Raw genomic sequence first — 26,677 nt, forward strand, 5'->3', positions numbered from 1 at the left:
ACGACGACGTCCGTGCGCGGTGGGCCGGCGTGTGGCCCACGCCACGGTAGGGAGGTCGCGCCCGGACCCGGCAGGGAGGACTCCTCCCCTGCTGGACCGCCGCGGTGGAGCACGTCTCCGTAGCGCCGGTCCGTGGCGCCGGGGGGCCGGCGCACCGGCGGCGTGCCGGGACGGCGTCCCGGCGGGCCTGGGGTGGACGGAGCGGAGCCTCGTCTCCGGCCGCGCCGTCCACCACGCTCGGGACCGGTTCCCACTCCCGAGGAGGCGCGCATGTCCACCCCCTACTGGGTCGCCGGCCGGCCGGCCACCGGCACCGAGGTGCTCGAGGTCCGCTCGCCCCACGACGGCGCCCTCGCCGGCGCGACGACCACCGCGACCGCCGAGGACGTCGAGGCCGCCGTGGCCGCCGCCGACCGGGTGCGCGCGGAGCTCGCCGCGACCCCGGCGCACGTGCGCGCCGCCGCCCTCGACTCCGTCTCCCGCCGGCTGGTCGAGCGCAGCGAGGAGGTCGCGGCGCTGATCACCGCCGAGTCGGGCAAGCCGCTGAAGTGGGCGCGGCTCGAGGTGGCCCGCGCGGTCTCGACGTTCCGCTGGGGCGCCGAGGAGGCGCGGCGCTGGTCGGGGAGCCTGCAGCGGCTGGACACCGACCCGGCCGCCTCCGGCCGGCTGGCCCTGGTCCGGCGGGTGCCGCGCGGCCCGGTGCTGGGCATCGCACCGTTCAACTTCCCGCTCAACCTGGTCGCCCACAAGGTGGCCCCCGCGATCGCCGTCGGTGCGCCGATCGTGCTCAAGCCCGCGCCGGCCACGCCGCTGACGGCGCTGCTGCTCGGCGAGCTGTTGGCCGAGACCGACCTGCCGGCCGGGGCCTGGTCGGTGCTGCCGGTGCCCAACGAGGTCGCCGCCGCGCTGGTGCAGGACCCCCGGCTGCCGGTCGTCTCCTTCACCGGCTCGGTGCCGGTGGGCTGGTCGATCCGCGAGTCGGCGCCGCGCAAGCACGTCACCCTCGAGCTGGGGGGCAACGCCGCGGCCGTCGTCGCCCCCGACCAGGACGACGCGGCGCTGGACTGGGCCGCCTCGCGCATCGCCACGTTCGCGATGTACCAGGCCGGGCAGTCGTGCATCTCGGTGCAGCGGGTGTTCGCCCACCGCGCCGTCGCCGGGGCGCTGACCGCACGGGTGGTCGAGGCCGTCGGCAAGCTCGTCACCGGCGACCCGACCGACGACGCCACCGACGTCGGCCCGCTGATCGACGAGCGCGCCGCCCGCCGGGTCGAGGAGTGGGTGCAGGAGGCCGTGGCCGCCGGCGCCCGCGTGCTCACCGGTGGCAGCCGCGAGGGCGCCTCCTACGCGCCGACCGTGCTCACCGACGTCCCGGCCGGGGCGAAGGTGTCCTGCGAGGAGGTGTTCGGGCCGGTCGTCGTCCTGGACACCGTGGACTCGGTGGACGAGGCGTTCGCGCGGGTCAACGACAGCCGCTTCGGGCTGCAGGCCGGCGTGTTCACCCGCGACCTGCAGGTGGCCTTCCGCGCCGCGCAGGTGCTCGAGGTCGGCGGCGTGGTCGTGGGCGACGTGCCGAGCTTCCGCGCCGACCAGATGCCCTACGGCGGCGTGAAGGACTCCGGCACCGGACGCGAGGGCGTGCACGCGGCGATGGAGGACCTCACCGAGGAGCGCGTCCTCGTCCTCACCGGCATCGCGGTCTAGGGCCGCCCGGGATCCCCGGCCGCCCCTGACGACCTCGGGGCGGACGGGAGGCGGCGGGGCCCCGGTCCGACCGGACCGGGGCCCCGCTCTGCGTTCCCCACCTCCTGGTGGCGGTGCCCCCGGAGGGCCACGCTGGGGCGATGGCTGCTGCCGCCACCTTCGACGTCGAGCGCCTCCTGCGGCTGTGGAGTGAGCCGCTGCCGGACGGGCCCGCTGCGGAGGCGGCCTTCCGCGCGGTCTACACCGACCCGGTCACCGTCAACGGCCGGGAGCTGTCCGCCGCCGACCTGGTCGCCCGCGCCCGTGCGGTCCAGGGGACCTTCGAGACGGTCGGGCGGGAGGTGGTCGCCGTCGTCGAGGACGGTGACCGCGTGGCCGTCGCCTTCCGGATGGGCGGCCGGCAGGTCGGCGCGTACGAGACGTCGGCCGGACCACTGCCGCCGACCGGCCGGGAGCTGCAGCTGCGCGTCATCGACGTGCTGACGCTGACCGACGGCCGGATCAGCGACATCTGGATGGTCGCCGACGAGCTCGGGGCCCTCGCCGCGCTGGACGCCGTCCGCCTGGTCGCTCCCGGGACGCGCTGAGCGCCCCCTCCCGCGCGGGGAGGGGGCGCTCGGCGCGTTCTCGGGCGGGCGGAGGTCAGCTGTCGATGTTGGCCATGACGTGCTTGACGCGGGTGTAGTCCTCCAGGCCGTAGAGCGAGAGGTCCTTGCCGTAGCCGGAGTGCTTGAACCCGCCGTGCGGCATCTCGGCGACCAGCGGGATGTGGGTGTTGATCCACACGCAGCCGAAGTCCAGCCGCTTGCTCATCCGCATCGCGCGGCCGAAGTCCTTCGTCCACACGCTGGACGCCAGCCCCAGGTCCACGCCGTTGGCCCAGCGCACCGCCTCGTCCTCGTCGGTGAAGCGCTGCACGGAGATGACCGGGCCGAAGACCTCCCGCTGCACGATCTCGTCGTCCTGCCGCAGGCCCGCGACGACGGTCGGCTCGACGAAGAAGCCGCGGTCGCCCTGGCGGCGGCCGCCCGCGGTGACCTCGGCGTGGCCGGGCAGCCGGTCGAGGAAGCCGGTGACGTGCGCCAGCTGGTTGGCGTTGTTCACCGGCGGCACCAGGGCGTCGGCGTCCTCGGCGCCCTTCTCGAAGGTGGTGGCCGTGGCGCGGGCCTGCTCGGACAGCGCGGCGACGAAGTCGTCGTGGATGCCCGGGCCGGCCAGCACGCGGGAGGCGGCGGTGCAGTCCTGCCCGGCGTTGAAGTAGCCGGCGACGGCGATCGCCTCGGCGGCGGCCTCGAGGTCGGCGTCGTCGAAGACGACGACCGGCGCCTTGCCGCCGAGCTCGAGGTGCACCCGCTTGACGTCCTTGGCCGCGGCGCCGGCGACCTCCATGCCGGCCCGCACCGACCCGGTGATGGCCACCAGCTGCGGCGTCGGGTGCTCGACCAGGGCGCGGCCGGTGTCGCGGTCGCCGCAGACGACGTTGAGCACGCCGGCCGGGAAGGCCTCCGCGGCCAGCTCGGCCAGCCGCAGCGTGCTCACCGGGGTGGTGTCCGACGGCTTGAGGACGACGGTGTTGCCCGCGGCGAGGGCCGGGGCGATCTTCCAGACCGCCATCATCATCGGGTAGTTCCACGGCGTGACCTGCCCGACGACGCCGATCGGCTCGCGCCGGATCCAGGACGTGTGCCCGGCCAGGTACTCGGTCGCCGCCTTGCCCTCGAGGGTCCGGGCGGCGCCGGCGAAGAAGCGGATCTGGTCGACCATCGGGGGGATCTCCTCCGAGGCGGTCAGCCCGATCGGCTTGCCGGTGTTGCGGCTCTCCAGCGCCACCAGCTCGTCGCCGTGCTCCTCGACGAGGTCGGCCAGCCGCAGCAGCGCCCGCTGCCGCTCCGACGGGGTGGTGTCCCGCCAGGTCTCGAAGGCGTCGGCGGCGACCCGGTAGGCGCGGTCGACGTCCTCGGCGCCCGACACCGGCGCGGAGGCGAACACCTCTCCGGTGGAGGGGTCCACCAGGTCCATCCGGCGGCCGTCGGTGACCTCGACGTGCTCGCCGCCGACGAAGTTGCGCAGCTCGAGCTTCTCGCTCACCGCAGGTCCCTCTCGTTCGACAGTGGTGCTGATCCCGTCGTCATCGTGCACCGTCGCCACTGATCGATCCAGTAGCGGGGGTGCCGGACTGCGGATCCCGCAGCGCGGCCTCCGCCTCGACCTCCGCCAGGAGCTCGGACCCGGTCACCACCCTCTCCGCGAAGTGCCGGTGCATCCACGCCAGGTGGTCGTGCCGGCTGCGCATGATCCGCAGCGTGTCCCAGTTGGGGAACACCTGCTGCAGCACGTGCTCCTGCATCAGCCGCGGGTCGACCTCGTAGACGTGCTCGAAGGTCGTCTGCGCCACCTCGCTGGCCCGCAGCGGGGCCGGGGGGGTGTGCTGCTCGGCGAAGCGGTACGGGGCCGTGGCCGCCGGGCCGGTGGGCTGGTCATCGGTTCTCATCGGTCGTGTCCCTCCCGTAGGCCCGGTCGAGCAGGTACTTGCCCGGGTTCATCACGTTGTTGGGGTCCAGCGCCCGCTTCACCTCGAGCATCACGTCGAAGCCCTTGCCCAGCTCCTGCGGCACCAGGTCGACCTCGCCCTCGCGGCACGACCCGTGGCAGGCGCTCATCGAGCCGCCGTGCGCGATCGCGACCGCGGCGATGTCCCGCTTGGCCTGCACCCAGGCCGCCCAGGCGGCGTCGTCGAGGCGCTGCTCCCAGATGCCGACGTCGATCTCGGTGAGGTAGTCGACCCCGGTGCTGGCCGAGGTGTAGGCGAACATCCCCCAGTCGTCGAAGACGTCGGTCTTGCGGCGCAGGTCGGCCAGGATCTCGTGCCACGCCCGGCTCACCGCCGGCACGTTGGAGAAGTTGACCGCGGCGTCCTCGCAGTGCCAGGACATCGGGATGACCTGGCCGTCCTTGGTGCGGCCGTGCAGGGGGGTGGCGTAGCGGTCGTGCCGCGCGGCCCAGTCGCCCTCGGAGATCTCGTCGCCCAGGTAGCGGGCGCCGTGCTCCTTCGCGATCCGGAACAGCCGCTTGCCGCCCGCCCGGACCTCGTCCTCGTAGCCGTACATGACCGAGCAGACGAGGGCCCGCACGTCGGTGGGCTGGGGGATGTAGGCCTCGTCGTCGCGGCGCAGGTAGGCGACCTTGTGCTCGTCGAAGAGCACCGCGCCGGCGAAGGTGGCCACGCCGGCCCGCGCGAGCGCGCCGGTGCAGGCGTGGGCGTCCTCGTAGTTGTCGAACGCCCAGAACGGCGAGAGCTCGGCCTCCGGCTTGGGGAACAGCTTCAGCGTCGCCTTCGTCGCGATGCCGAGGGTGCCCTGGTGCCCCATGAACAGGTGCTTGAGCTGGTAGCCGCTGGAGCTCTTGCTGATCTTCTGGCCGATGCCGTCGCCGACGTGCAGCACCTCGCCGGTGGGCAGCACGTGGTCGAAGCTCAGCACCAGGTCGCGGGTGTGCCCGTACCGCGAGCCGATCAGCGACCAGCCGCTGGTGCCGATCCGCCCGCCGACCAGCGAGCACGGGTAGGACGCCGGGTCGTCGGGGTAGAACAGGCCGTGCTGGGCCAGCCGCTCGTTGAGCTTCATCATGCTGATGCCCGTGCCGACGGTGACGGTGCGGTTGACCAGGTCCAGCTCGTGGATCTGGTTCATCTTCTTGACGTCGACGACGATGCCGCGCCGCATGGGCACCGCGCCGTCGGTCAGGCCGGTGCCGCCGTCGCGCGGGACGACGGGGATCCGCAGGTCGTTGGCGATCTTGACCACCGCGGCCACCTGCTCGGTGGAGGTGGGCATGACGACCACGTCGGGCACCCGCTCCGACCAGCGGTGCACGGGGAACGGCGCGGGCACCCGGGCGCGGTTGTAGCGGTCGGTCTTGGCCAGCAGGATCTGGTCGTCGCCCAGCACCGGCCGGAGTGCCGCCACGAGGGTGGCGAGCTCCGACTCACCCAGCGGCTCGCGCGTGAACGGTGCGGTGCCCAGCACCTCCGCCGTCGGTCCGGTCGAGTTCTCGATCAGGGTCATGGTCAGTGCCCCCCGCACCCGCAGCCGCCGGAACCGTTGCCGCACCCGCCGCCGCAGCCGCCACCGCCACCGCCGCAGCCACCGCGGGAGCTGCCGTGGGCCCGCCGGGCGCGGCCGGGGACGCCGGTGCGCTCCTGGGCCAGCCGGCGGTCGCCGACGTCGCCGCGGGAGCCACCGACCGTGATGCCGAGCGACTGGGCGAACAGCTCGTGCAGGTCGACGACGTCGATGTCCTGCGCGTCGCCGGCCTCCGACAGCGGCCGCTCCGACCACGGGCAGGCGCTGACCAGCGTGTCGACGTCGAGCTCGGCGGCCCGCTCCAGGCGCATCGCGCTGATCTTGGCGGTGAGCTCGGGCTTCTCGATGGGCAGGCCGCCCCCGCCGCCGGAGCAGTAGGACCACTGGGTGACCCGGTCGACGTCCTGGAAGTGCAGGCCGGGGATGGCCCGCAGCAGCTCGCGCGGCTCCTGCCAGATGCCCTTGCGCTTGTTGAGCCGGCACGGGTCGTGGTACGTGATCGCCCGGTCCACCGGCACCGACGGGGTGAGCTTCCCCTCGCGCAGCAGCTGGGCCAGCACCTCGATGACGAGGACGACCTCGATGTCGAACTCCTCGCCGAAGTACTTGGGGTAGTCCTCGGTGAAGCTGATGTAGTCGTGCGGGTCGAGCACGAGCAGCCGCTTGGTGCCCGTGGCCCGCCAGTTGTCCAGGTTGTGCCGGGCGAAGCGCTGGGCCTGCTCGGCGTAGCCCATCTCGGCGGCCGGGCCGCCGCAGCACCACTGCTCGCCCATCAGGCCGAACTCGTAGCCGGCCATCTGCAGCATCTGCGCCACCGCGCGCGGCACGGAGGTCCGGTAGAAGGCGGCCTCGCAGTCGACGAACAGGACGGTCTCCCCGCCGATGGGGATGTCCAGGCCCTCGGCCCAGTCGCGCACCTTCTCCTGGCTGACCGGCGTCTCGCCCAGCACCGGCTCGTGCGTGCGCAGGTCGGTGCGCTCGTTCCAGATCTGCCAGCTCGGCTGGTGCACACCGCTCTCGACCGCGAGCGAGCGCACCGCCTTGACGACGTCGACCGTGCGGGTGCGGAACCGGTAGAAGTCGCCGGTGAACAGCGTGTTGGGACACCGGAGCTCGCAGGCGCCGCACTGCGTGCAGTTGACGTAGTCGGCGGCGATGTCGGCGATCTCGAGCTCGCCGCGCTCCATGGCGACGACGTTGGCGTGGAACGCCGTCGGGGTCCACGACTCGTTGCGCTCCACCTGGGTGACCGGGCAGACCTCGCGGCAGAACTTGTGGCCCGAGGAGAAGCAGTTGTACGACGTGTTGCGCCACTGCTCGACGAAGGCGGCGGTCTTCGGGTCGCTGACCGGCGCGGGGATCGGCCCGGCGAGGGTCTCCGGGTAGTCCGCGAGCTCCGGCGCGTTGGACGGAGCGCCCGGGGTGAACGGCTCCGAGAGGGCGTCTGCCCCGGGCGCCCGCTCGGGCTGGACCTGTGTCACTGCGTGCTCCTCGTCACAGGGTGGCTGGGGTCCGGGACACGCTATCCGCTAAAACCTATGGAATCAACGGTTAAGCCGGTGGATCATCGGTGCGACACTGTGGTCACCCCCGGTCACAGGAGGCGACGGTGCAACTGCTCAGCGGTGACGCCCGGCGCGCCGTCTTCGCCCCGCTCGACGACGGTGCGCTGCGCAGCGAGGCGGTCGTCCGGCGGGTCGGCAGCGCCGTCGCGCTGGGCCTGCTGGCCGACGGCGAGCAGCTGCCCACCGAGGCCGACCTGGCCACGATGCTCAACGTCTCGACGGTCACCCTGCGGGAGGCGCTGGCCGAGCTGCGCAAGCTCGGGCTGGTCGAGACCCGCCGGGGGCGCGGGGGCGGCAGCTTCGTGCGCTCGCGCGACGACGTCCTCGCCGAGCTCGCCGACGCGCGGCTGGCCGAGCTGGGGACCACGGACCTGCGCGAGCTCGGCGACGTGCACAGTGCGGTCGCGGCGGCCGCGGCCCGCCTCGCGGCCTCGCGTGCCTCCCGGACGGAGATCGCCCGCCTGCGCGACATCGTCGACCGGCTGGCCTCGGCCGGGTCGGTGACCGGCCAGCGGCGCACCGACGGCCGGTACTACATCGAGCTGGCCGCCTGTGCCCAGTCGGTGCGCCTGACCATGCAGGAGATGGACCTGCACCTGGAGCTGGGCCAGCTGCCGTGGCCGCCGGCGCACGCCCCGGGGCTGCTCGACGTCATGGTCGCCGGCCACCGGGCCGTGATCGACGCGATCGAGGACCGGGACGCCGCCCGCGCCCGCGCCCTCACCGAGGCGCACGTCGAGACCCGCACGGTCTGGGCGATCGAGCTGCGGCTGCAGCGCCTGGGCGGGGTGGGCGCGGTCGCCGACCACCGGGAGGTCTCGTGACCGGCGGGGGAGGGGCGGAGGTCGCGCAGGCCGCCGCCGCGGTGTCCGGCCTCGTCGAGCGGGTGTTCGTCACGGTCGCCCGCGTCCGGGACGCGGTGTTGCACGCGGTCGAGCGGGACGGGCTGCCGGCGGGCAGGTGGGTCCTGCCCGACGGCGTCGCGCAGCTGCTGCGCGAGCCCGGGCAGCTCGCCGTCGGGCTGGGCCTGGTCGTGGCGCCCCGGCCGGAGGAGGGCCTGCGGCAGCGGCTGGAGTGGTGGCAGGCCGAGCCGGACGGCGGCCGGCTGCACACCCTCGAGCCGGACCTGCGGCCGGCGAGCCTGGGCTACTACGACTACACCACCACCGAGTGGTACGACGTCCCCCGCCGGACCGGGCGCCGGCACGCCTTCGGTCCGCACGTCGACGTCCACGGCACCGGGCGCTACGTGCTGACGCTGACCGAGCCGGTCGTCGCCGGGAGCGGCTTCGTCGGCGTGGCGGGTGCGGACGTCCCGGTGCGCCGCTTCGAGACCTCCCTGCTCGAGGCCCTCGGGCCGCTGCCCGCGCCGTTCGTGCTGCTCAACGACGAGGGGCGGGTGGTCCTCTCGACCGCCCCCCGGTTCCTGGTGGGGAGCCTGCTGACCCCGGACGCCGGGGCCGCCGGGCAGGGGGCCCCGATCGCCGGCGTCCCCTGGCGGCTGCTGCCCGTCCGCCACGGGCGCCTGCTCGCCGGCTGACGGCGCCGGGGCCCCGGTCACGAGCCCCGGAGGAGGAAACGACGCCGGACGTCTTGTCCTGTGAACTCTGGCTCTATAGGTTTTCCGCCGACCTTGTGGCCTGGGGTACACCGGCGTTCGCCGGCACCCCTCCACCGAGCCGAGGAGACCCGGTGACACCACCCGGAACGCACGCCGGCAGCACCGCCGACGACGACGCCCAGCTCGCCGCTCTCGGCTACACCGGCCAGTTCGAGCGCAGCATGGGCCTGTGGGCCAACATGGCCCTGGGCTTCACGTACCTGTCCCCGCTGGTGGGCGTGTACTCGCTGTTCGCCTACAGCCTCTCCATCGGCGGGCCCCCGGCGATCTGGTGGATCGTCGTCGTCGGGCTCGGCCAGCTGCTGGTGGCCCTGGTCTTCGGGGAGGTGGTCTCCCAGTACCCGCTGGCCGGCGGCATCTACCCGTGGACGCGGCGGCTGTGGAACCGGCGCTACGCCTGGATCGTCTCGTGGGTCTACATCTGGGCGATCATCGTCACCGTCACCGCGGTGGCCGAGTTCGGCGGGGGCTTCGTCGCCGCGCTGTTCGGCATCGAGGCCGGCCCGGGCGTGGCGCTGGCGACCGCGGTGGGGCTGCTCGTCCTCGCCTTCGTCATCAACTACAGCGGCACCCGCACCCTGGCCCGCATCGCCAGGATCGGCCTGGCCGCCGAGCTGATCGGCGTCGTCGCGCTGGGCCTCTACCTGCTGCTGTTCCGCCGCGAGCAGCCGTTCTCGATCTTCTTCGACACCCTCGGTGCCGGCGGCGGCGAGGGCTACCTGGGCACGTTCCTCGCCGCGGCGCTGTCGGGGCTGTTCCTCTTCTACGGCTTCGAGGCCTGCGGCGACGTCGCCGAGGAGGTCGCCGACCCGACCCGGCGGATCCCGCGCGCGATGATCCTGACCATCCTCGTCGGCGGGGTGTCGGGCTTCCTCTCCTACGCCGGCTACGTGCTGGCCGCCCCGGACGCCCAGCTGCAGGCGATCATGGCCGGCGAGGACGTCGACCCGATCCCGAGCATCCTGGAGAGCTCGCTGGGCACCGTCGGGTCGAAGGTGTTCCTCGTCGTCACCGTCGTCGCGTTCGTCTCCTGCGTGCTGTCCCTGCAGGCCGCCGGCAGCCGGCTGCTCTACGCCTTCGCCCGGGACCGGATGCTGCCGGCCAGCGGGTGGCTGTCCCACGTCTCCGCACGGCACTCCGTCCCGACCAACGCGCTGCTCGTCGTGTGCGTGGTGCCGGTGCTGATCTGCCTGTTCGTCTTCTGGCAGCCCGACTCCCTGGCGCGGGTGACCGCGTTCGCCGTGCTCGGCATCTACATCGCCTTCCAGGCGGTCGTGCTGGCGGCGCTCCGGCAGCGGCTGCGGGGCTGGCGGCCGGCGGGCCTGTGGAACCTCGGCGCGGCCGGCCTGGTGGTCAACGTCCTCGCGCTGGCCTACGGCGTGTTCGCCATCGTGCTGCTGCTCAAGCCGGCGCCGGGCACCGAGACCTTCCTCGACCGCTGGGTCGTGGCCATCGGCCTGGCCGTCGTCGCGGGGAGCGGGCTGCTGTACCTGTTCCTCGCCCGGCCGGACCGCCACTCCGCGCACGTCCCCGAGGGCGACGCCCGCGAGGTCGCAGCACAGCTCCAGCAGATCCGGCGGGGTGCCGGTGTCCGGGTGAGTGAGGAGATCCGATGAAGTTCAGCTACGCGATGCTGCCCGACTACTCCCTGGAGGAGTGCCTGCGGGCGATCAGGCTGGCCGACGAGCTCGGCTTCCACGCCGTGTACGCCGCCGACGAGACCTGGCACAAGGACCTGTGGCTGCTGTTCGCCGCCGCGGCCGCCCAGACCTCGCGGATCCGGATGGGGCCGAGCGTGTCGCCGGTGACCCTCCGGGAGCCCACGCTGATCGCGCAGGCCGCGGCGACGCTCGACGAGCTCACCGGGGGACGGGCGGAGGTCGTGCTGTCCAGCGGCAACTTCGGCCTGCTGGCGCAGTACAAGCTGGACTGGACGAAGACCAAGCCGCTGTCGCGAGTCGTCGAGGCGGTGCACGTCGTCCGCACCCTCCTGGACGACGGCGCGATCACCTACGACGGCGAGTTCTTCCGCTACGACGGCCTGTTCACCTTCGCCCGGCCGGTGCAGGAGCGGCTGCCGGTGAAGATGGGCGCGATGCGCGGGCCGAAGTCGTTCCAGGCCGCCGCGGAGCACTCGGACGGCTGCCACCACGCGCTGAGCTACAGCCGCGAGGCCTACGAGTACGCCGCCGAGCACCTGCGGATCGGCGCCGAGCGGGCCGGCAAGGACTGGACGACGCTGGACTTCGGTGCCTGGGTGGTCGTCGCGGTGGGCCGGGACTCCGCGGCCGCGAAGGACGCCGCGCGCAGCATGGTGGGCATCTACGCCTCCTCCATGCCGGCCGAGCAGCTGGAGCGGCACGGGGTCGACGCGGCGGAGCTGAAGCCGATCGTCGACGCCATCGCCGGCGGTGACCTCGCGAAGGGCATCGAGCTGACCTCCCCGGAGCTCACGGAGAAGCTGTCGTTCGCCGGCACGCCGGAGGAGGTGACGGCGAAGATCAAGGAGATCGAGCCGACCGGTGTCAACCACCTGATCGCCGCGATCACCGACGCCTCGATCGTCCGGACCTTCACCGGGCGCGAGCTGCCCGGGGTGGCGTCGGTCGAGGAGCAGCTGCAGCTGATCCACGACGAGGTGATGCCCGCCTTCTGAAAGGACCTCGGTGCCCCCGACGCCTCGCTCCGCTCGGCGCGGGCCCCTGCACCGAGGCCGTTCCAGACGTCACTGGGTCGGCGGGTGCAGCGCCAGCCAGAGCTCGGCCCGGACGCCGGGGGAGTCCAGGTCGCGGCCCAGCAGCTCCTCGGCCCGGCGGATGCGCTTGCGCAGCGTGTGCCGGTGCACGCCCAGGCGGGCCGCGGCCGGCTCCCACTGCCCGTGCGCGGCCAGCCAGACGCGCAGCGACTCGACCAGGTCGCCGGGGCCGGCGCGGTCGGCGGCGGCCAGCGGCGCGAGGGCGGCCTCGGCGAAGGCGGTGGTGGCCGCCGGGTCGAGCAGGGCGGTCAGCCCGCGGCCGGCCAGGTCGGCGAAGGCGGTCACCGGCCGCCCGGCGGCGCGGCCGTGCCCGGCGGCCTGGCGGGCCTGCCGGACGCCGTCGCCCAGCCGCTCCCACGGCACCGGCGCGGCGGTGCCCAGGACCGCGCCGGGCACCCGCTCCGGGAGGTCGGCCAGCCGGCCGGCCAGCGCCCCGCCGGCGGGCACCAGCACGACGAGGGCGTCGTCGACCTCGGCCGACAGCACCGGCTCGCGGGTGGCGGCGGCCGCGTCGGCGGCGACGTCGACGGCGGCGGCGCGCTGCTCGGCGCTGCCCAGCACGGCGACGGTCAGCACCGGCTCGCCCGGCAGCCGCTCGCCCAGCGCCGCCACCACGGGCTCGGCGGCGGCGGTCTGCCCGGCCAGCAGCAGCTGCAGGATCGCCGCGCGCAGCGCCGCGGTGCCGGAGTCCAGCGCGCGGGACTGCTCCAGCCGCAGGGTCAGCAGCAGCGCGGCGGCGTTGACGACGTGCCGGTCGCCGGCCGGGAAGGGCCCGGGCCGGCCGACGGCGAGGAAGCCGCGCACCCGCGACCCGGTGCCCAGCGACTGCAGCAGCACCGTCTCCCCGGGCTGGGTGAGCGCGGCGCCGGCCGGCGGGCGGGTGGTGCGCAGCCGGTCGACCGCGCCGGCCAGCGCCCCGGCGCGCGGGCGCGCCCCGGCCGGGGCGGCCTCCAGCGGCGTCCCGGCGGCGTCGAGCAGCAGCGCCCAGCCGCCGAGGTGGCGGGCCAGCCGGTCGACGACGGTGCCCGGGGCGCCGGGCCCGACCGCGGCGCGGGTCAGCTCCCGCTGCACCGTGGACGTGCGGGACACCGCCGCGTACTCCTCGGCGGCCAGCGCGGTGGAGACCGTCCGCGACAGCGCGATGAACGGCGTCTGCCGGGGCACCTCGAGCACCGCCAGCCCGGACTCGTCGGCCGCGGCCACCAGCTCGCCCGGCACCCGCTCGTGGCTGAGCCCGGTGCCCAGGCCCAGGCCCACCACGCCCGCGCCGGCCAGCCGCCGCACGTAGGCGGGGGCGTCCCCGGGCGTCAGCGCCAGGCCGGTGGTGAGCAGCAGCTCGCCGCCCTCGAGGAACGGCGTCGGGTCGGTCAGCTCGCTGACGTGCACCCACGAGACGGCGCGGTCCACCGGCGCGCTGCGGGTGTGCAGCGCCAGCTCCAGCGACGCGGTCCCCAGCAGGGTCGCGACGGTGACCGGCACGGACGGGTCCTCTCGACGAAGTGGACACCCGGAGGCCCGTGGGGTGCCGGTCCGGACGGTACCGGGAGAGACGTGCCTCACCCACCCTGGAGGCGAGGACGTCCCCCGTCGGGGGAGACCGACCTGCGAGGAGAGAGCCATGACCACCCTGCTTCCCGGACCGGACACCGTCGCCCAGGAGCGGCGCCTGGTCACCGAGCTCCCCGGCCCCCGCTCGCGCGAGCTCGCCGCCCGCCGCTCGGCCGCGGTGACCTCCGCCGTGGGCAGCGTCCTGCCCGTCTACGTCGAGCGCGCCAGCGGCGGCGTGGTCGTCGACGTCGACGGCAACTCCTTCATCGACCTCGGCTCGGGCATCGCCGTCACCAACGTCGGCCACGCCGCCCCCGAGGTGGTCGCCGCCGTCCAGGCGCAGGTCGCGGCGTTCAGCCACACCTGCTTCATGGTCGGGCCCTACGAGGGCTACGTCGCCGTCGCCGAGGAGCTCGACCGGCTCACCCCCGGCGACCACGAGAAGCGCTCGGCGCTGTTCAACACCGGCGCCGAGGCCGTGGAGAACGCCGTCAAGGTGGCCCGGGTGGCCACCGGCCGCTCCGCCGTCGTCGTCTTCGACCACGCCTACCACGGCCGCACCAACCTCACGATGGCGCTGACGGCGAAGAACATGCCGTACAAGAACGGCTTCGGGCCCTTCGCCGGCGAGGTCTACCGGGTGCCCATGTCCTACCCGTACCGCGACGCGCCCGGCACGACCGGCGAGCAGGCCGCCGCGCGGGCGTTCGACCTGATCGAGACCCAGATCGGCGCGCGCAACGTGGCCGCGGTGCTCATCGAGCCCATCCAGGGCGAGGGCGGCTTCGTCGTCCCGGCGCCGGGCTTCCTGGCCGCCCTGAGCGAGTGGTGCCGCCGCTCGGGCGCGGTGTTCATCGCCGACGAGGTGCAGACGGGCTTCTGCCGCACCGGCGCCTGGTTCGCCTCCGAGCACGAGGGCGTCGTCCCCGACCTGGTGGCCACCGCCAAGGGCATCGCCGGCGGCATGCCGCTGGCCGGCGTGACCGGCCGCGCCGAGCTGATGGACGCCGTCCACACCGGCGGCCTGGGCGGCACCTACGGCGGCAACCCGGTGGCCTGCGCCGCCGCGCTGGCCACCATCCGCACGATGCGCGAGCAGGACCTCAACGCCGCGGCCCGCGCCATCGAGGCCACCATGCTGCCGCGGCTGCACGCGATCGCGGAGCGCACCGGCGTGGTCGGCGACGTCCGCGGCCGCGGTGCGATGCTCGCCGTCGAGCTGGTCGAGCCGGGCACCACCGAGCCCGACTCCGCGCTGACCAACGCGATCTCCAAGGCCTGCCACGCCGAGGGCGTCATCACGCTGACCGCCGGCACGCACAGCAACGTGCTGCGCTTCCTGCCGCCGCTGGTCATCGGGCAGGACCTGCTCACCGAGGGCCTCGACGTCCTCGACGCCGCCTTCGACGCGCACGCCGGGAAGTGAGCGCCCCGGCCGCCGGCGCGCGCCGCCGGCTGACCCTGCGACCGGAGGGCCCGGCCGCCGGCGGCCGGGTCGGGGGCCTGGTGGGCGGCGTGGTGGGCGGCGTGGTCACCTGGCCGGCCGACCGTCCGCTGCTGGCCGACGTCGTGCCGGTCCTCGACCGGCTCGGCGTGCGGGTGGCCGACGCCGTCGCCGTCCCCGGGGACGGTGACGCGCCGGCCACCCGGCTGGAGCTGCTGCTGCCGGCCGGGACGGCGCCGGCGACCGCGCTGCCCCGTCTCGAGCAGGCCCTGGCCGCGGCCTGGGCGGGGGAGACCGAGCTCGACGGGCTGTCCCGGCTGACCGTCGGCGCGGGCCTGCCGGTGCGCGACGTCGCCGTGCTGCGGGCCGCCTGCCGCTACCTCGCGCAGGTCGGGCTGGGCCTGTCCCGCGGGTACGTCGAGGAGACGGTGCTCGCCGCGCCGGAGTTCGCCCGGGCGCTGCTGGCGCACTTCGCGGCCCGGCACGACCCCGACGCCGCCGACCCCGCGGCTGCGGCGTCGGCCGCCGACCACCTGGCCGACCTGCTCACCCGGACGACCAGCCTCGACCAGGACCGCATCCTGCGCGGCCTGCGCGACGTGCTGGCCGCCGTGGTGCGCACCAACCGCTACCAGACCGACGCCGCCGGGGCGCCGCGCCCGGCCTTGGCGCTGAAGATCGCCTCGGCGCAGCTGGACCTGCTGCCCGCGCCGCGGCCGGCGGTGGAGACCTTCGTCTGCTCGCCGGTCGTGGAGGGCCTGCACCTGCGCGGCGCGCGGGTGGCCCGCGGCGGGCTGCGCTGGTCCGAGCGCCCCGAGGACTTCCGCACCGAGGTGCTCGGCCTGGTCAAGGCCCAGATGGTGAAGAACGCCGTCATCGTGCCGGCCGGCGCGAAGGGCGCGTTCGTCGTCCGCGAGGACCTGCGCGGCCTCGAACGGGCCGCGGTGCAGCAGCGGGTGGCCGCCGCCTACCGCACCTTCGTCGGCGCGCTGCTCGACGTCACCGACGACCGGGTCACCGACGGCCGGGACGGCGACCTGGTGGTGTCCCCGCCGCGCACCGTGGTGCACGACGGCGAGGACCCCTACCTGGTGGTGGCCGCCGACAAGGGGACGGCGACGTTCTCCGACCTGGCCAACGAGGTCGCCGAGAGCCGCGGCTTCTGGCTGGGCGACGCGTTCGCCTCCGGCGGGTCCAGCGGCTACGACCACAAGGCCATGGGCATCACCGCCCGCGGCGCCTGGGTGTCGGTGCGCCGGCACCTGCGCGAGCTCGGCGTCGACCCCGACGGGGAGCTGACCGCGGTCGGCGTCGGCGACATGTCCGGCGACGTGTTCGGCAACGGGATGCTGCTGTCGGACCGGTTGCGGCTGGTGGCCGCCTTCGACCACCGGCACGTGTTCCTCGACCCCGACCCGGACCCGGCGCGCTCGTCGGCCGAGCGGCGGCGGCTGTTCGCCCTGCCCGGCTCCTCGTGGGACGACTACGACCGCACCGCGCTGTCGGCCGGCGGCGGCGTGTACCGCCGCGACGCCAAGAGCGTGCCGCTGTCCCCGCCGGTGCGGGCGCGGCTCGGGGTGGACGCCGAGCAGCTGTCGCCGGCCGAGCTGGTGCGGGCGGTGCTGCGGGCGCCGGTGGACCTGCTGTGGAACGGCGGCATCGGCACCTACGTGCGCGCGGCCGACGAGACCGACGCGCAGGTGGGCGACCGGGCCAACGACGCGGTGCGGGTGACCGCCGACGAGCTGCGCTGCCGCGTGGTGGGGGAGGGCGGCAACCTGGGGCTGACCCAGCGCGCCCGCGTCGCCGCCGCGCGGGCCGGCGTCGCGCTCAACACCGACTTCATCGACAACTCCGCCGGCGTGGACACCTCCGACCGCGAGGTGAACCTCAAGATCGCGCTGTCGGGGGTGCCCCGCGCCGAGCGGGACGCGGTGCTGCGCGCGGTCGAGGACGAGGTGGCCGCCGCGGTGCTGGCCGACAACGCGCTGCAGGCCCGGGCGCTGTCGGTGTGCGCCGCGCAGGCACCGTTCCTGCTCGACCGGCACGCCCAGCTCATCGGCGACCTCGAGCGGCACGGCCTCGACCGCGACCTCGAGGGGCTGCCGTCGGAGGCGGGCGTCGAGCGGCTGCGCCAGGCCGGTGCCGGCCTGACCCGGCCCGAGGCCGCGGTGTTGCTGGCGCACTCGAAGAACCTGGTGCGCGAGGAGCTGCTGGCCGGCGACCTGCCCGACGACCCGTCGGTGGCCGGCGTGCTGGCGGCCTACTTCCCGCGAGCGGTGCGCGAGCGCTGGCCCGACCGGGTGGCGGCCCACCCGCTGGCCCGCGAGATCACCGCCACCCAGCTGGCCAACGACCTGGTCAACCGGGTGGGCCCGGGGTTCCTGCTGCGGCTGGAGGAGCGGCACGCCGTGCCCACCGCGGTGGCCGCCCGCGCGTACACGGTGGCCACCCGGGTGCTCGACCTCGACCCGGTGTGGGCCCTGGTCGACGGCCTGGTCGGCAGCGAGGTGCCGCTGGCCGTGGAGCGGCTGGCGCTGCCGGAGCTGCAGGCGGCCACCGAGCGGGTGGCCGACCGGCTGCTGGCCGCCCACCGGGACCCGGCGGCGCTCACGGCCGCCGCACCGGCGCTGAGGGCCGTCGTCGCCGGGCTGGAGCCGGCCGGGTGGCTGGCCCGGCCGGGCGCGGCGGGGGAGCGGGCGCGGGCACTGGCCGCGGAGCTCACCGCCGCGGGCGCGGGCCCGGAGCTGGCCGAGCGGGTGGCGGTCCTGGGCTGCCAGGCCGACGTCGTCGACCTCGCCCGCGTGGCCGGCACCGCCGACGTCGGGCGGGTGCCGGCCGCCGACGCCGAGGTGGAGCGGCTGCTCGGCCTGCCGCGGGTGCACGCCTGGACGGTGGAGCAGGCCGGCGACTCGCACTGGGTGGTCGCCGCCCGCGCGGCACTGCGCGAGGAGGTCGACCGGATGCACTGGGCGCTGGTGGCCGCGGTGCTGCGGGACCCCGAGGTGCTCACCGGGCGGCACGGGGCGGCGCTGGCCCGCTTCGCCGCCGTCCGCGACCGGGCCGCGTCCGCCCGCGACGACGTGCTGGGCCGGGCCTGCGTGGTGGTCGCGGAGCTGCGCCGGCTGGTGGAGGCCGTGGCCTGACCTCTCCCGGCGGGAGGGCGCCGGGCTCCCGGGTGGTCGCTACCATCCGGGGGCCCGGGACCGCCGGGTCGAGGCGACCGAGGCGGGAGGGCTCCCGGGTGACCATCCGTCGGCAGTTCGTGCTGGACGACGTCTCGCGGGCGATCATCGAGCAGCTGCAGGAGGACGGCCGCCGTCCCTACGCGCGCATCGCCACGGCGGTCGGACTGTCGGAGGCCGCCGTCCGGCAGCGGGTGCAGCGGCTGCTCGACGCCGGCGTGATGCAGATCGTCGGCGTCACCGACCCGCTGCAGGTCGGCTTCTCGCGGCAGGCGATGGTCGGCGTGCGCACCAGCGGCGACGCCCGCACCGCGGCCGAGCGGATCGCCGCCTTCCCCGAGGTCGACTACGTCGTCATCACCGCCGGGTCGGTGGACGTGCTCGTCGAGGTGGTCTGCGAGGACGACGACCAGCTGCTCGACGTCGTCGCCCGCATCCGCGGGGTGGAGGGCGTGGAGTCCACCGAGACCCACCTCTACCTGGGCCTGGCCAAGCAGACCTACGCGTGGGGCACCCGCGGCCCGCAGGGCCCCGCGCCCGCCGCCGGCCTCTGAGCCGCAGGCCGGACGTCCTCCGGAGCGTCGTCGTGCTCTGACCACACCCGTGGTCAGAGCACGACCTGCCGCAGGAGGGGGATCAGGCCCCGGCGCGGTTGAGCGCCAGCACCGACAGCAGCTCGTAGCCCACGTGGGCCGCGGCGATCCCGGTGAGCTCGGCGTGGTCGTAGGGCGGGGACACCTCGACGATGTCGGCGCCCACCACGTCGAGGCCGACCAGCCCGCGCAGCGTGTTGAGCAGCTCCCGGCTGGTAAGGCCGCCGGCCTCCGGCGTCCCCGTGCCCGGGGCGTGCGCGGGGTCGAGCACGTCGATGTCGACCGAGACGTACACCGGCCCGCCCGCCAGCCGCCGCGTCATGCGCTCGACGATGCTGCGCACGCCGTCGACCTCGTAGTCGTCGGAGCGGATCACCTGGAAGCCCAGGACGGCGTCGTCCTCGAGGTCCTGCTTGCTGTACAGCGGGCCGCGGATGCCCATGTGCAGCGAGCGCTCCATGTCGATGAGCCCCTCCTCGCTGGCGCGGCGGAAGGGCGTGCCGTGGGTGTAGGGGGCGCCGAAGTAGGTGTCCCAGGTGTCGAGGTGGGCGTCGAAGTGCAGCACGGCGACCGGCCCGTGGTCGCGCGCCAGCGACCGCAGGATCGGCAGCGCGATGGTGTGGTCGCCGCCGATGGTGAGCAACTGGGTGCCGTCGGCGCGCAGCGCGGTCACCTCGCGGTCGATGGTCTCGATCGCCTCACCGAGGTCGAAGGGGTTGACGCCGACGTCGCCGGCGTCGGCCACCTGCTGGGTGCCGAACGGCGTGGCGTCGAGCGCCGGGTTGTAGGGCCGCAGCAGCTTCGAGCCCGCCCGCACGTGGCCCGGGCCGAAGCGGGCGCCGGGGCGGTAGCTCACGCCGGAGTCGAAGGGCACCCCGAGGACGGCGACGTCGGCGCGGGACACCTCGTCGAGGCGCGGCAGGCGGGCGAAGGTGGCCGGGCCGGCGTAGCGCGGCACGCGGGTGGCGTCGACGGGGCCGATCGGGGTCTGCTCCTGCACGGGTGCTCCTCCGGGACGGTGCGGGTGACGGGCTCCCCCGTCCGGGTCGCCGGTCACTGTCAACTCGTGTTTCCCTCTTGTCAACTCCCTGGCGTGGCGAACTAGGGTCACGGGCGACCGGGGAGGTGGCGGTGGAGGCAGCGCTCGACGACGGCGTACCGCGGATCGGGGCGCGGCTCAAGGCCGTCCGGCAGGCACGTCGGCTCACCCTGACCGACGTGGCCGAGGCCTGCGGGCTGACCAAGGGGTTCCTCAGCAAGCTCGAGCGCGACCAGGCGAGCGCCTCGGTGGCCGCGCTGGTCCGCGTCTGCGCCGCGCTGGGGATCTCGCCGGGCAGCCTGTTCGAGGCGGCGCCGGCCGGGGAGGTCGTGCGGGCGGGCAGCTACCCGCCGATCTCCTTCGGCGGCCGGGGGCTGACCGAGTACCTCCTCACGCCCTCCGGCGAGCGCCGGCTCCAGGCGCTGCTCTCCGAGGTGGCGCCGGGCGGCGGCAGCGGCGAGGAGACCTACGCGCTGCCGGCGGAGGTGGAGTTCGTCTTCGTCCTGGAGGGCGACCTCGAGGTGACCGTCGCCGGCGAGGTGACCGCGCTGGGGACCGGGGACGCGTTCACCTTCTCGCCGGGCGCCGAGCACGGCTTCCGCTCGCTGCGCGCCGACGGGCCCACCCGCGTGCTGTGGGTGTTCGCGCCCGCGCTCTCCGAGGGGAGGGCGGCCGTGCCGCCGCCATCCTAGGAAACCGTTGTTGACAAGTGGGCAACCGATGGTGATGCTCGCTGCGACCCACGCCACAGGAGTCCGTCGGAGGACCCTGGGTGGACGACGCCGGACACGGCCGCAGAGGAGCGCACGTGCACACCACCAGGAGCGGGACGGGCACCGTGGCCCCGGCCCGCCGCAGCCAGCTGTTCCGGCTCAAGCCGGTCGACGCCATCGTCGCCCAGCACGAGGAGGACGGCGGGCACGGGCTGCGCCGGTCGATGAGCCTGTGGCAGCTCACCGCGCTGAGCATCGGCGCCACGCTGGGCACCGGCATCTTCGTCATCCTCGGCGAGGCGGTGCCGCTGGCCGGCCCGGCCGTCGTCCTCGGCTTCGTGCTCGCCGCGGTGACCGCGCTGTTCTCCGCGCTGTCCTACGCCGAGCTCGCCGGCAGCATCCCGGTCTCGGGCTCCTCGTACTCCTACACCTACGCCACCATGGGCGAGCTCGTCGCCTGGGTCTGCGGCTGGTGTCTGATGCTCGAGTACGGCGTCTCGGTGGCCGCGGTCGCCGTCGGCTGGGGCGCCTACATCGACGACCTCGCCTCGAACACGGTCGGCGCGGTCCTGCCCGCCGCGCTGTCGGCGCCGCCCGGTGACGGCGGGGTGGTCAACGTCCCGGCGATCGTGGTCGTCCTGCTCGCGATGGCGCTGCTGCTGCGCGGCACCAGCGAGAGCGCCCGCGTCAACGCCGCGATGGTCGTGCTCAAGGTCGGCGTCCTGCTGTTCTTCTGCGTGGTCGCCTTCACCGCCTTCCGCGCCGGCAACCTCGCGCCGTTCGTGCCGATGGGCATCGCCGGCGTGACCGCCGCGGCCTCGCAGGCCTTCTTCTCCTACATCGGCTTCGACGCCGCCTCCACCGCCGGCGACGAGGCCCGCGACGCCCGCCGCGACCTGCCGCGCGCCATCATCCTGTCGCTGCTGGTGGTCACCGTCGTCTACTGCCTGGTCGCGCTGTCGGCCGTCGGCGCGGTGCCGTGGCAGCAGATCAGCGGCTCGGAGGCCGCGCTCGCCGACGTGCTGAGCCTCGCCACCGGCCAGACCTGGACGGCGGTGCTGCTCTCGATCGGCGCGGTGATCGCCATCGCCAGCGTGGTGCTCACCGTGCTCTACGGGCAGACCCGCATCCTCTACGCGATGTCGCGCGACGGCCTGGTGCCCCCGGTGTTCTCCCGGGTGAGCGCGCGCCGGCGGATCCCGGTGGCCAACACCGTCATCGTCAGCGTGCTCATCGCGCTGCTGGCCGGCCTGGTCCCGCTGGGCGAGCTGGCCAACGCCACCAGCATCGGCACGCTGTTCGCCTTCGCGCTGGTCAACGTCGGTGTCGTCATCCTGCGCCGCACCCGCCCCGACCTGCCGCGCTCCTTCCGCACGCCGCTCTACCCGGTCACCCCGGTGCTGGGCGTGCTGTGCTGCGTCCTGCTCGTGTTCGGCCTGGGCACCTCGACCTGGGTGGTGTTCGTCGGCTGGATGCTGCTGGGCCTGGCCGTCTACCTCGGCTACGGGTACCGCCGCTCGGCCCTGCGGACGGGCGTCTGACCGTGCGGATCGCGCTGCTGCAGGGCCCGGCGCGGACGCCGGACACCGGGGCCGGGCTGGCGGCGGTCGCCGACGCCGCGGCCCGCGCGGCCGCGGCCGGTGCCCGGCTGCTGGTCACCCCGGAGATGTCGCTGACCGGTTACGCCATCGGCGCCGACCGGGTGGCCGAGCTGGCCGAGCCGGTGCCCGGCCCGCTCACCGACCGGGTGGCCGCGATCGCCGCCGAGCACGGGCTGGCGATCGCCGTCGGGCTCCCGGCGCGCACCGCGGGCGGGGTGGCCAACACCGTCGCCGTCCTCGAGCGGGACGGCAGCCTGCTGGCCACCTACGCCAAGGCGCACCTCTACGGCGACGTCGACCGCGACGCGTTCGTGCCCGGCGACGTCGGCGTGGTGCAGGTCCGGCTCGACGACCTCACCGTCGGCCTGCTGGTCTGCTACGACGTCGAGTTCCCCGAGGCGGTGCGCGCCCACGCGCTGGCCGGCACCGAGCTGCTCGTCGTCCCCACCGGGCTGATGGACCCCTACGGCCACGTCGGCACGGTGCTGGTGCCCGCGCGCGCCTACGAGAGCCAGGTGTACGTCGCCTACGCCAACCGCACCGGCACCGAGGGCGAGTTCGTGTACTGCGGCGCCAGCTGCGTGATCTCGCCCGAGGGCACCGAGCTCGCCCGCGCCGGCCGCGGCGAGGAGCTGCTGCTGGCCGACGTCGACCCCGCCGTCCTCGCGGGGTCCCGCCGGCTCAACACCCACCTGACCGACCGCCGTCCCGAGCTCTACCCCACGGAGACCCGCGCATGACCTCCGCCATCCCCGTCAACGCCCACGAGCCGGGCGAGGAGCGCCCCGCCCGGCCGCTGACGATGTTCGGCCCGGACTTCCCCTTCGCCTACGACGACTGGCTGGCCCACCCGGCCGGGCTCGGCGAGGTGCCCGCGGGCGAGCACGGCACCGAGGTCGCCGTCATCGGCGGTGGCCTCTCGGGCATCGTGACGGCCTACGAGCTGATGCGGCTGGGCCTGCGGCCGGTCGTGTACGAGGCCCACGAGATCGGCGGCCGGCTGCGCTCCACGCCGTTCGAGGGCCACCCCGGCGTGGTCGCCGAGATGGGCGCGATGCGCTTCCCGCCGTCGTCGACGTCCCTGTTCTCCTACGTGCGGCAGCTTGGCCTGCGGACGACGCGCTTCCCCAACCCGCTCGACGTGTCCACCCCGAGCACGGTGGTCGACCTCAAGGGCGAGACGCACTACGCGCAGTCCCTCGACGACCTGCCGCCGCTCTACCGCGAGGTCGCCGACGCCTGGCACGACACGCTGGCGCACGGGGCGCGGCTGGCGGAGATGCAGGCCGCGATCCGCGACCGCGACGTCAAGACGATCAAGGCGATCTGGGACGAACTGGTCGAGCAGCTCGACGACACCACCTTCTACGGCTTCCTGTCCGCCGCGCCGGCCTTCCGCTCCTTCCGGCACCGCGAGGTGTTCGGCCAGGTCGGCTTCGGCACCGGCGGGTGGGACACCGACTACCCGAACTCGATGCTGGAGATCCTGCGGGTGGTCTACACCGCCGCCGACGACGACCACCTCTCGATCGTGGGCGGCAGCCAGCAGATCCCGGTGGGGCTGTGGCGGCGCGCGGTCGAGGCGCCGGTGCACTGGCCGGCCGGCACCAGCCTGGCCTCGCTGCACGCCGGCGGGCGGCCGCTGCCCGGGGTGACCCGGCTGCACCGGACCGCGCCCAACTGCCTCACCGTCACCGACTCCGCCGGCGGGATCCGCACGTTCCGGGCGGCGGTGTTCACCGCGCAGAGCTGGAACCTGCTCTCCCGGATCGTCTGCGACGAGAGCCTGTTCCCGATCGACCACTGGACGGCGATCGAACGCACGCACTACATGGGGTCGACGAAGCTGTTCTGCCTGGTCGACCGGCCGTTCTGGAAGGACGTCGACCCGCGGACGGGCCGGCACCGGATGAGCATGACGCTGTCGGACCGGATGACCCGCGGCACGTACCTGCTCGACCAGGGCGAGGGGGAGCCCGGGCTGATCTGCCTGAGCTACACCTGGGCCGACGACTCGCTGAAGTGGCTGCCGCTGTCGGCGACCGAGCGCATGGAGGTCATGCTCGCGTCGCTGCGCGAGATCTACCCCGACGTCGACCTGCGCCGGCACGTCATCGCCTCGCCGGTGACGGTGTCGTGGGAGTCCGAGCGCGACTTCATGGGCGCGTTCAAGGCCAACCTGCCCGGCCACTACCGCTACCAGCGGCGGCTGTTCACCCACTTCAAGCAGGACGAGCTGCCCGAGCGGTACCGCGGCCTGTTCCTCGCCGGTGACGACATCTCCTGGACCGCCGGCTGGGCCGAGGGCGCGGTGCAGACGGCGCTCAACGCGGTGTGGGGCGTGGTGCACCACCTCGGCGGGCGCAGCCACCCGGACAACCCGGGCCCCGGCGACGTGTTCGACGAGCTCGCACCCGTGCGGCTGCCCGAGGACTGACCCCCGCCGTCCGGGACCGCCGCTCAGCCGGGGAGCAGGCCCTCGGCGCGGTCGGCGGCACTCGGGCGGGTCCGCGCCTCCTCGGCCAGCGTGCCGGCGAACCGGCGGGCCGCCTCGGCGCAGGAGGGGTCCTCGAGGAGCAGCCGCACCGCTGCGGCGATGCGCTCCGGGGGTGCGGCAGGGGACTCCCGCACCCCCGCGCCGAGGCGCAGCACGCGGACGGTGTTGGCCCTCTGGTCGCGGCCCATCGGCAGGCAGACCAGCGGCACCCCGGCGGCGAGCGTCTTGAGCACGGTGCCGTGCCCGGCGTGGGTGACGACGGCGGCGGCCTCCGCGAGCACGGCGCGGTGCGGCGCCGCGCGGACGACCCGCACGTTCGGCGGTGCCGGGACGTCGTCGGGGGACACCGCCCGCCCGGTCGTGACCAGCCCGCGCACCGGCAACTGGCCCAGCGCGGCGGACACCCGGCGCAGCACGTCGACCTGGTCCTGGAACACCGAGCTGGTCGCGACCAGGACGAGCGGGTCGTTCCCGGGAGGCCGCCAGTCGTCGCCGGCGGCCCAGTCGGGGTCGTCGAGCTGGGGGCCGACGTGGTGCACGTTCGCCGGGACGTGCGGCGACCGGAAGTCGAAGCTCGGGCTGGTCATCACCAGCACCTCCGCGCAGCGGTCCAGCAGCGCGAAGAGGTCGGGGACCGGCGGCTGCCCGTGCGCGGCCAGCGCCGCGCCCAGCCCCCGCGCCATCCGGCGAGTGGCCAGCCGCAGGGCGGCGGGCGCCAGCACGTCCCTGGCCCGGCCCAGCGGTCCGGTCCCGGGCAGCCACCCCGACAGCGGCAGCGGCAGCCCCCGGGTCGGCCGCAGGTACACGTTGGGCATCAGGGCGGCGGTGGGCAGGCCGCTCGCGATCGCCCCGACGAGGATGCCCGGGACGGCGCCCTCCGCGAGCACGGCGTCGGGGGAGCGGTCGGCGACGGCGGCGACCACGTCGTCGGCGTAGGCGGCGGCGGGCCCGACCAGCAGCCGGTCCCGCGCGACGGCCAGCTGGTGGAGGGGACCGCCGGTCTCCAGCTCGGCGATGAGCGCGGTCTGGTCGGCCACCGTGTCGAGGTGCGGTGCCCGCTGCCAGGGGCGGAACCCGCACCCGGCGGCCCGGGCGGACCCCTCCGCGGTCGGGTCCGCGACGACGTCGACGGTGTGCCCCCGCCGGACCAGCTCGCGGGCGAGCCCGAGCGCCGGCGGGAGCGTGCCGCCGCCGTCGATGACCGCCATGAGGTACCGGCCGGGGCGCCGATCGGCCATGCCGCACTCCCTCGCGAGGGCAGGGACGCGGTGAGGGTCCCGCGTGGCCGTCTCGCAGGGAAGCGGTCGGCGCACCGGCGGCGTGGCGTCCGCCCCCGCGGTGCGGGCGACCGCCCACCTCGCCGGCTCGTTCCGCACCCTCCAGGTCCGGCCAGCCGGGAGGGCGCGGAACCGACCGGCGGGGTGACCTGAGCAGACAGCGGTGCAGGCGGCCGTGTCCGCGTCGCGGTCCCTGGTCGACGAGCTGCTGGCCGAGCGCCGGGCGGCCGCCGCGTCCGGCGAGTGACCGTCCTCGACGCCTCGGCGGTCCTCGCCTTGCTCCACGACGAACCCGGCGCCGACCTGGTCGTTCCCGCACTGGCCGGATCCGTGCTCGGGACGGCCAACCTCGCCGAGGTGGTCGGGGAGCTCGTCGACGCCGGCGCCGGCAGCACGCGCCTGCGCCAGTTGCTGGCAGCCGCGGGCGTACGCGTCGAGCCGGTGACCGAGGCCGACGCCGAGCTGGCCGGTGCGCTGCGCGCGCTGCCGAGTGGACGTTCGCTGTCCCTGGGCGACCGGTGCTGCCTGGCCCTGACGGTGCGGAGCGACCCACCCGAGGTCCCCACCGCCGACCGGGCCTGGTCCGACCTCGACCTGCCGATCCGCGTCCACCTGCTCCGCTAGATCCGGCAGAGGTGCGAGCCCACGACACCCAAGCCGCGGACGGCGGCCAGCAGCAGCGCGACGACCGCGAGCAGGCCCGCGACCGGCGCGGCCCACGCAGCCAGTCCGGTCGCGGCGGAGTGCACGTGACCGCCGGCGACCGGCGGGTGGGCGAGCAGCATCGCCGTCGTCAGCACGACGTGCGCCACCCACGCCGCCCGGCCCGGCCGCCGCCACAGGTGCACCGCGCACAGCAGGCAGGCCGCCGACAGCAGTGCCATCGGGGCGTGCGGTACGGCGAGCAGCGCCAGGCCGTGCACGGCGGCGCAGCCCGCCGCGGCCCCCGCCGCGCTGTGCGCGAGGAACCGCGGCAGGGCCGCCGCGCCGAGCGGCATCATCCTCGGCCCCCGTGCAGGGTCCCGCCGCGAGCTCGCGAGTGGCGGGGGGCAG

22 protein-coding genes are annotated in these 26,677 nt (G+C 75.1%); 14 read left to right on the forward strand and 8 right to left on the reverse strand.

The genetic code is table 11. The annotated features are described in order from the left end of the window. The first annotated feature begins 270 nt into the window (after positions 1 to 270). Together BMZ33_RS18255 and BMZ33_RS18260 are read left to right on the forward strand one after the other, a co-directional pair. Positions 271 to 1,704, forward strand: coding sequence for an aldehyde dehydrogenase family protein (locus tag BMZ33_RS18255; RefSeq protein WP_091114179.1), 1,434 nt, complete (start codon positions 271 to 273; stop codon positions 1,702 to 1,704). Between the two features lie 140 nt (positions 1,705 to 1,844). Further along, positions 1,845 to 2,291: an ester cyclase gene (locus BMZ33_RS18260; RefSeq protein WP_091114181.1), complete on the forward strand. Its 447-nt coding sequence runs from the start codon at positions 1,845 to 1,847 to the stop codon at positions 2,289 to 2,291. 55 nt (positions 2,292 to 2,346) lie between these two features. Here BMZ33_RS18260 and BMZ33_RS18265 read toward each other — a convergent pair whose 3' ends face one another. From BMZ33_RS18265 to BMZ33_RS18280, 4 genes are read right to left on the reverse strand one after another with little or no spacing between them, the layout of a single operon-like run. Beyond that, positions 2,347 to 3,792 carry a gamma-aminobutyraldehyde dehydrogenase gene (locus BMZ33_RS18265; protein ID WP_091114185.1) on the reverse strand — a complete coding sequence of 482 codons (1,446 nt, stop codon included), beginning with the start codon at positions 3,790 to 3,792 and terminating at the stop codon, positions 2,347 to 2,349. Between the two features lie 40 nt (positions 3,793 to 3,832). Next, entirely contained in the window at positions 3,833 to 4,195 is a 363-nt protein-coding gene (locus BMZ33_RS18270; protein WP_169064532.1) for a hypothetical protein, read from the reverse strand. Continuing rightward, the gene (locus tag BMZ33_RS18275) at positions 4,182 to 5,768 is read right to left on the reverse strand and encodes an FAD-binding oxidoreductase (RefSeq protein WP_091114509.1); all 1,587 of its coding nucleotides are present in this window, start codon (positions 5,766 to 5,768) and stop codon (positions 4,182 to 4,184) included. The genes BMZ33_RS18270 and BMZ33_RS18275 overlap by 14 nt, the downstream gene beginning before the upstream one ends. 2 nt (positions 5,769 to 5,770) lie before the next feature. Further along, entirely contained in the window at positions 5,771 to 7,267 is a 1,497-nt protein-coding gene (locus BMZ33_RS18280; RefSeq protein ID WP_169064533.1) for a (Fe-S)-binding protein, read from the reverse strand. A gap of 128 nt (positions 7,268 to 7,395) precedes the next feature. Between BMZ33_RS18280 and BMZ33_RS18285 the strand changes: the two genes are divergently transcribed. The 4 genes from BMZ33_RS18285 to BMZ33_RS18300 all read left to right on the forward strand — a co-directional run bounded on the left by BMZ33_RS18285 (position 7,396) and on the right by BMZ33_RS18300 (position 11,628). Then, the gene (locus BMZ33_RS18285) at positions 7,396 to 8,175 is read left to right on the forward strand and encodes a FadR/GntR family transcriptional regulator (RefSeq protein ID WP_091114189.1); all 780 of its coding nucleotides are present in this window, start codon (positions 7,396 to 7,398) and stop codon (positions 8,173 to 8,175) included. After that, positions 8,172 to 8,891, forward strand: coding sequence for a cache domain-containing protein (locus BMZ33_RS18290; protein ID WP_091114193.1), 720 nt, complete (start codon positions 8,172 to 8,174; stop codon positions 8,889 to 8,891). The genes BMZ33_RS18285 and BMZ33_RS18290 overlap by 4 nt, the downstream gene beginning before the upstream one ends. 152 nt (positions 8,892 to 9,043) lie before the next feature. Next, positions 9,044 to 10,588 (forward strand): APC family permease, encoded by a 1,545-nt coding sequence (locus tag BMZ33_RS18295; protein ID WP_169064534.1) that lies wholly within the window; start codon positions 9,044 to 9,046, stop codon positions 10,586 to 10,588. After that, entirely contained in the window at positions 10,585 to 11,628 is a 1,044-nt protein-coding gene (locus tag BMZ33_RS18300) for an LLM class flavin-dependent oxidoreductase (protein ID WP_091114195.1), read from the forward strand. The genes BMZ33_RS18295 and BMZ33_RS18300 overlap by 4 nt, the downstream gene beginning before the upstream one ends. Positions 11,629 to 11,697: 69 nt before the next feature. On the opposite strand, the gene BMZ33_RS18305 is transcribed toward BMZ33_RS18300, so the two are convergent. Beyond that, entirely contained in the window at positions 11,698 to 13,206 is a 1,509-nt protein-coding gene (locus BMZ33_RS18305; RefSeq protein WP_091114197.1) for a helix-turn-helix domain-containing protein, read from the reverse strand. Between the two features lie 139 nt (positions 13,207 to 13,345). Between BMZ33_RS18305 and gabT the strand changes: the two genes are divergently transcribed. The 3 genes from gabT (at position 13,346) to BMZ33_RS18320 (ending at position 18,458) form a co-directional block, all read left to right on the forward strand. Next, entirely contained in the window at positions 13,346 to 14,701 is a 1,356-nt protein-coding gene (gene gabT / locus BMZ33_RS18310) for a 4-aminobutyrate--2-oxoglutarate transaminase (RefSeq protein WP_091114206.1), read from the forward strand. Beyond that, entirely contained in the window at positions 14,698 to 17,865 is a 3,168-nt protein-coding gene (locus BMZ33_RS18315) for an NAD-glutamate dehydrogenase domain-containing protein (protein WP_136697344.1), read from the forward strand. Before gabT ends, BMZ33_RS18315 begins: the two co-directional genes overlap by 4 nt. A 98-nt stretch (positions 17,866 to 17,963) precedes the next feature. Next, positions 17,964 to 18,458: an Lrp/AsnC family transcriptional regulator gene (locus BMZ33_RS18320; RefSeq protein ID WP_169064535.1), complete on the forward strand. Its 495-nt coding sequence runs from the start codon at positions 17,964 to 17,966 to the stop codon at positions 18,456 to 18,458. An 82-nt stretch (positions 18,459 to 18,540) separates the two neighbouring features. Here BMZ33_RS18320 and speB read toward each other — a convergent pair whose 3' ends face one another. After that, positions 18,541 to 19,497, reverse strand: coding sequence for an agmatinase (gene speB / locus BMZ33_RS18325; protein WP_091114220.1), 957 nt, complete (start codon positions 19,495 to 19,497; stop codon positions 18,541 to 18,543). Between the two features lie 131 nt (positions 19,498 to 19,628). Between speB and BMZ33_RS18330 the strand changes: the two genes are divergently transcribed. The 4 genes from BMZ33_RS18330 to BMZ33_RS18345 all read left to right on the forward strand — a co-directional run bounded on the left by BMZ33_RS18330 (position 19,629) and on the right by BMZ33_RS18345 (position 24,287). Next, positions 19,629 to 20,228, forward strand: a complete 600-nt coding sequence (locus BMZ33_RS18330; RefSeq protein ID WP_091114222.1) for a helix-turn-helix domain-containing protein — start codon at positions 19,629 to 19,631, stop codon at positions 20,226 to 20,228. A gap of 116 nt (positions 20,229 to 20,344) precedes the next feature. Continuing rightward, positions 20,345 to 21,790, forward strand: coding sequence for an amino acid permease (locus BMZ33_RS18335; protein ID WP_169064536.1), 1,446 nt, complete (start codon positions 20,345 to 20,347; stop codon positions 21,788 to 21,790). A gap of 2 nt (positions 21,791 to 21,792) precedes the next feature. Continuing rightward, positions 21,793 to 22,590 carry a carbon-nitrogen hydrolase family protein gene (locus BMZ33_RS18340; RefSeq protein ID WP_091114224.1) on the forward strand — a complete coding sequence of 266 codons (798 nt, stop codon included), beginning with the start codon at positions 21,793 to 21,795 and terminating at the stop codon, positions 22,588 to 22,590. Next, positions 22,587 to 24,287, forward strand: a complete 1,701-nt coding sequence (locus BMZ33_RS18345) for a flavin monoamine oxidase family protein (protein ID WP_091114227.1) — start codon at positions 22,587 to 22,589, stop codon at positions 24,285 to 24,287. Before BMZ33_RS18340 ends, BMZ33_RS18345 begins: the two co-directional genes overlap by 4 nt. 23 nt (positions 24,288 to 24,310) lie before the next feature. Here the strand turns inward: BMZ33_RS18345 and BMZ33_RS18350 are convergent, their stop codons facing one another. Next, positions 24,311 to 25,585: a glycosyltransferase gene (locus BMZ33_RS18350; RefSeq protein WP_091114229.1), complete on the reverse strand. Its 1,275-nt coding sequence runs from the start codon at positions 25,583 to 25,585 to the stop codon at positions 24,311 to 24,313. A 282-nt stretch (positions 25,586 to 25,867) separates the two neighbouring features. Between BMZ33_RS18350 and BMZ33_RS18355 the strand changes: the two genes are divergently transcribed. Further along, positions 25,868 to 26,248: a type II toxin-antitoxin system VapC family toxin gene (locus BMZ33_RS18355; RefSeq protein WP_091114230.1), complete on the forward strand. Its 381-nt coding sequence runs from the start codon at positions 25,868 to 25,870 to the stop codon at positions 26,246 to 26,248. Here BMZ33_RS18355 and BMZ33_RS18360 read toward each other — a convergent pair. Beyond that, a complete protein-coding gene (locus BMZ33_RS18360) occupies positions 26,245 to 26,625 on the reverse strand; it encodes a hypothetical protein (RefSeq protein WP_136697345.1) in 381 nt (126 codons plus the stop codon). The genes BMZ33_RS18355 and BMZ33_RS18360 overlap by 4 nt on opposite strands. Positions 26,626 to 26,677 lie beyond the last annotated feature (52 nt).

This window comes from Geodermatophilus dictyosporus (assembly GCF_900115505.1).
Taxonomy (GTDB): Bacteria; Actinomycetota; Actinomycetes; order Mycobacteriales; family Geodermatophilaceae; genus Geodermatophilus; species Geodermatophilus dictyosporus.

Coding starts and splice junctions, on each gene's coding strand:
- gabT (WP_091114206.1), top strand. CDS start 13,346: ATGACCACCCTGCTTCCCGGACCGGACACCGTCGCCCAGGAGCGGCGC.
- BMZ33_RS18350 (WP_091114229.1), bottom strand. CDS start 25,585: ATGGCCGATCGGCGCCCCGGCCGGTACCTCATGGCGGTCATCGACGGC.
- BMZ33_RS18360 (WP_136697345.1), bottom strand. CDS start 26,625: ATGATGCCGCTCGGCGCGGCGGCCCTGCCGCGGTTCCTCGCGCACAGC.
- BMZ33_RS18345 (WP_091114227.1), top strand. CDS start 22,587: ATGACCTCCGCCATCCCCGTCAACGCCCACGAGCCGGGCGAGGAGCGC.
- BMZ33_RS18300 (WP_091114195.1), top strand. CDS start 10,585: ATGAAGTTCAGCTACGCGATGCTGCCCGACTACTCCCTGGAGGAGTGC.
- BMZ33_RS18255 (WP_091114179.1), top strand. CDS start 271: ATGTCCACCCCCTACTGGGTCGCCGGCCGGCCGGCCACCGGCACCGAG.
- BMZ33_RS18275 (WP_091114509.1), bottom strand. CDS start 5,768: ATGACCCTGATCGAGAACTCGACCGGACCGACGGCGGAGGTGCTGGGC.
- BMZ33_RS18270 (WP_169064532.1), bottom strand. CDS start 4,195: ATGAGAACCGATGACCAGCCCACCGGCCCGGCGGCCACGGCCCCGTAC.
- BMZ33_RS18260 (WP_091114181.1), top strand. CDS start 1,845: ATGGCTGCTGCCGCCACCTTCGACGTCGAGCGCCTCCTGCGGCTGTGG.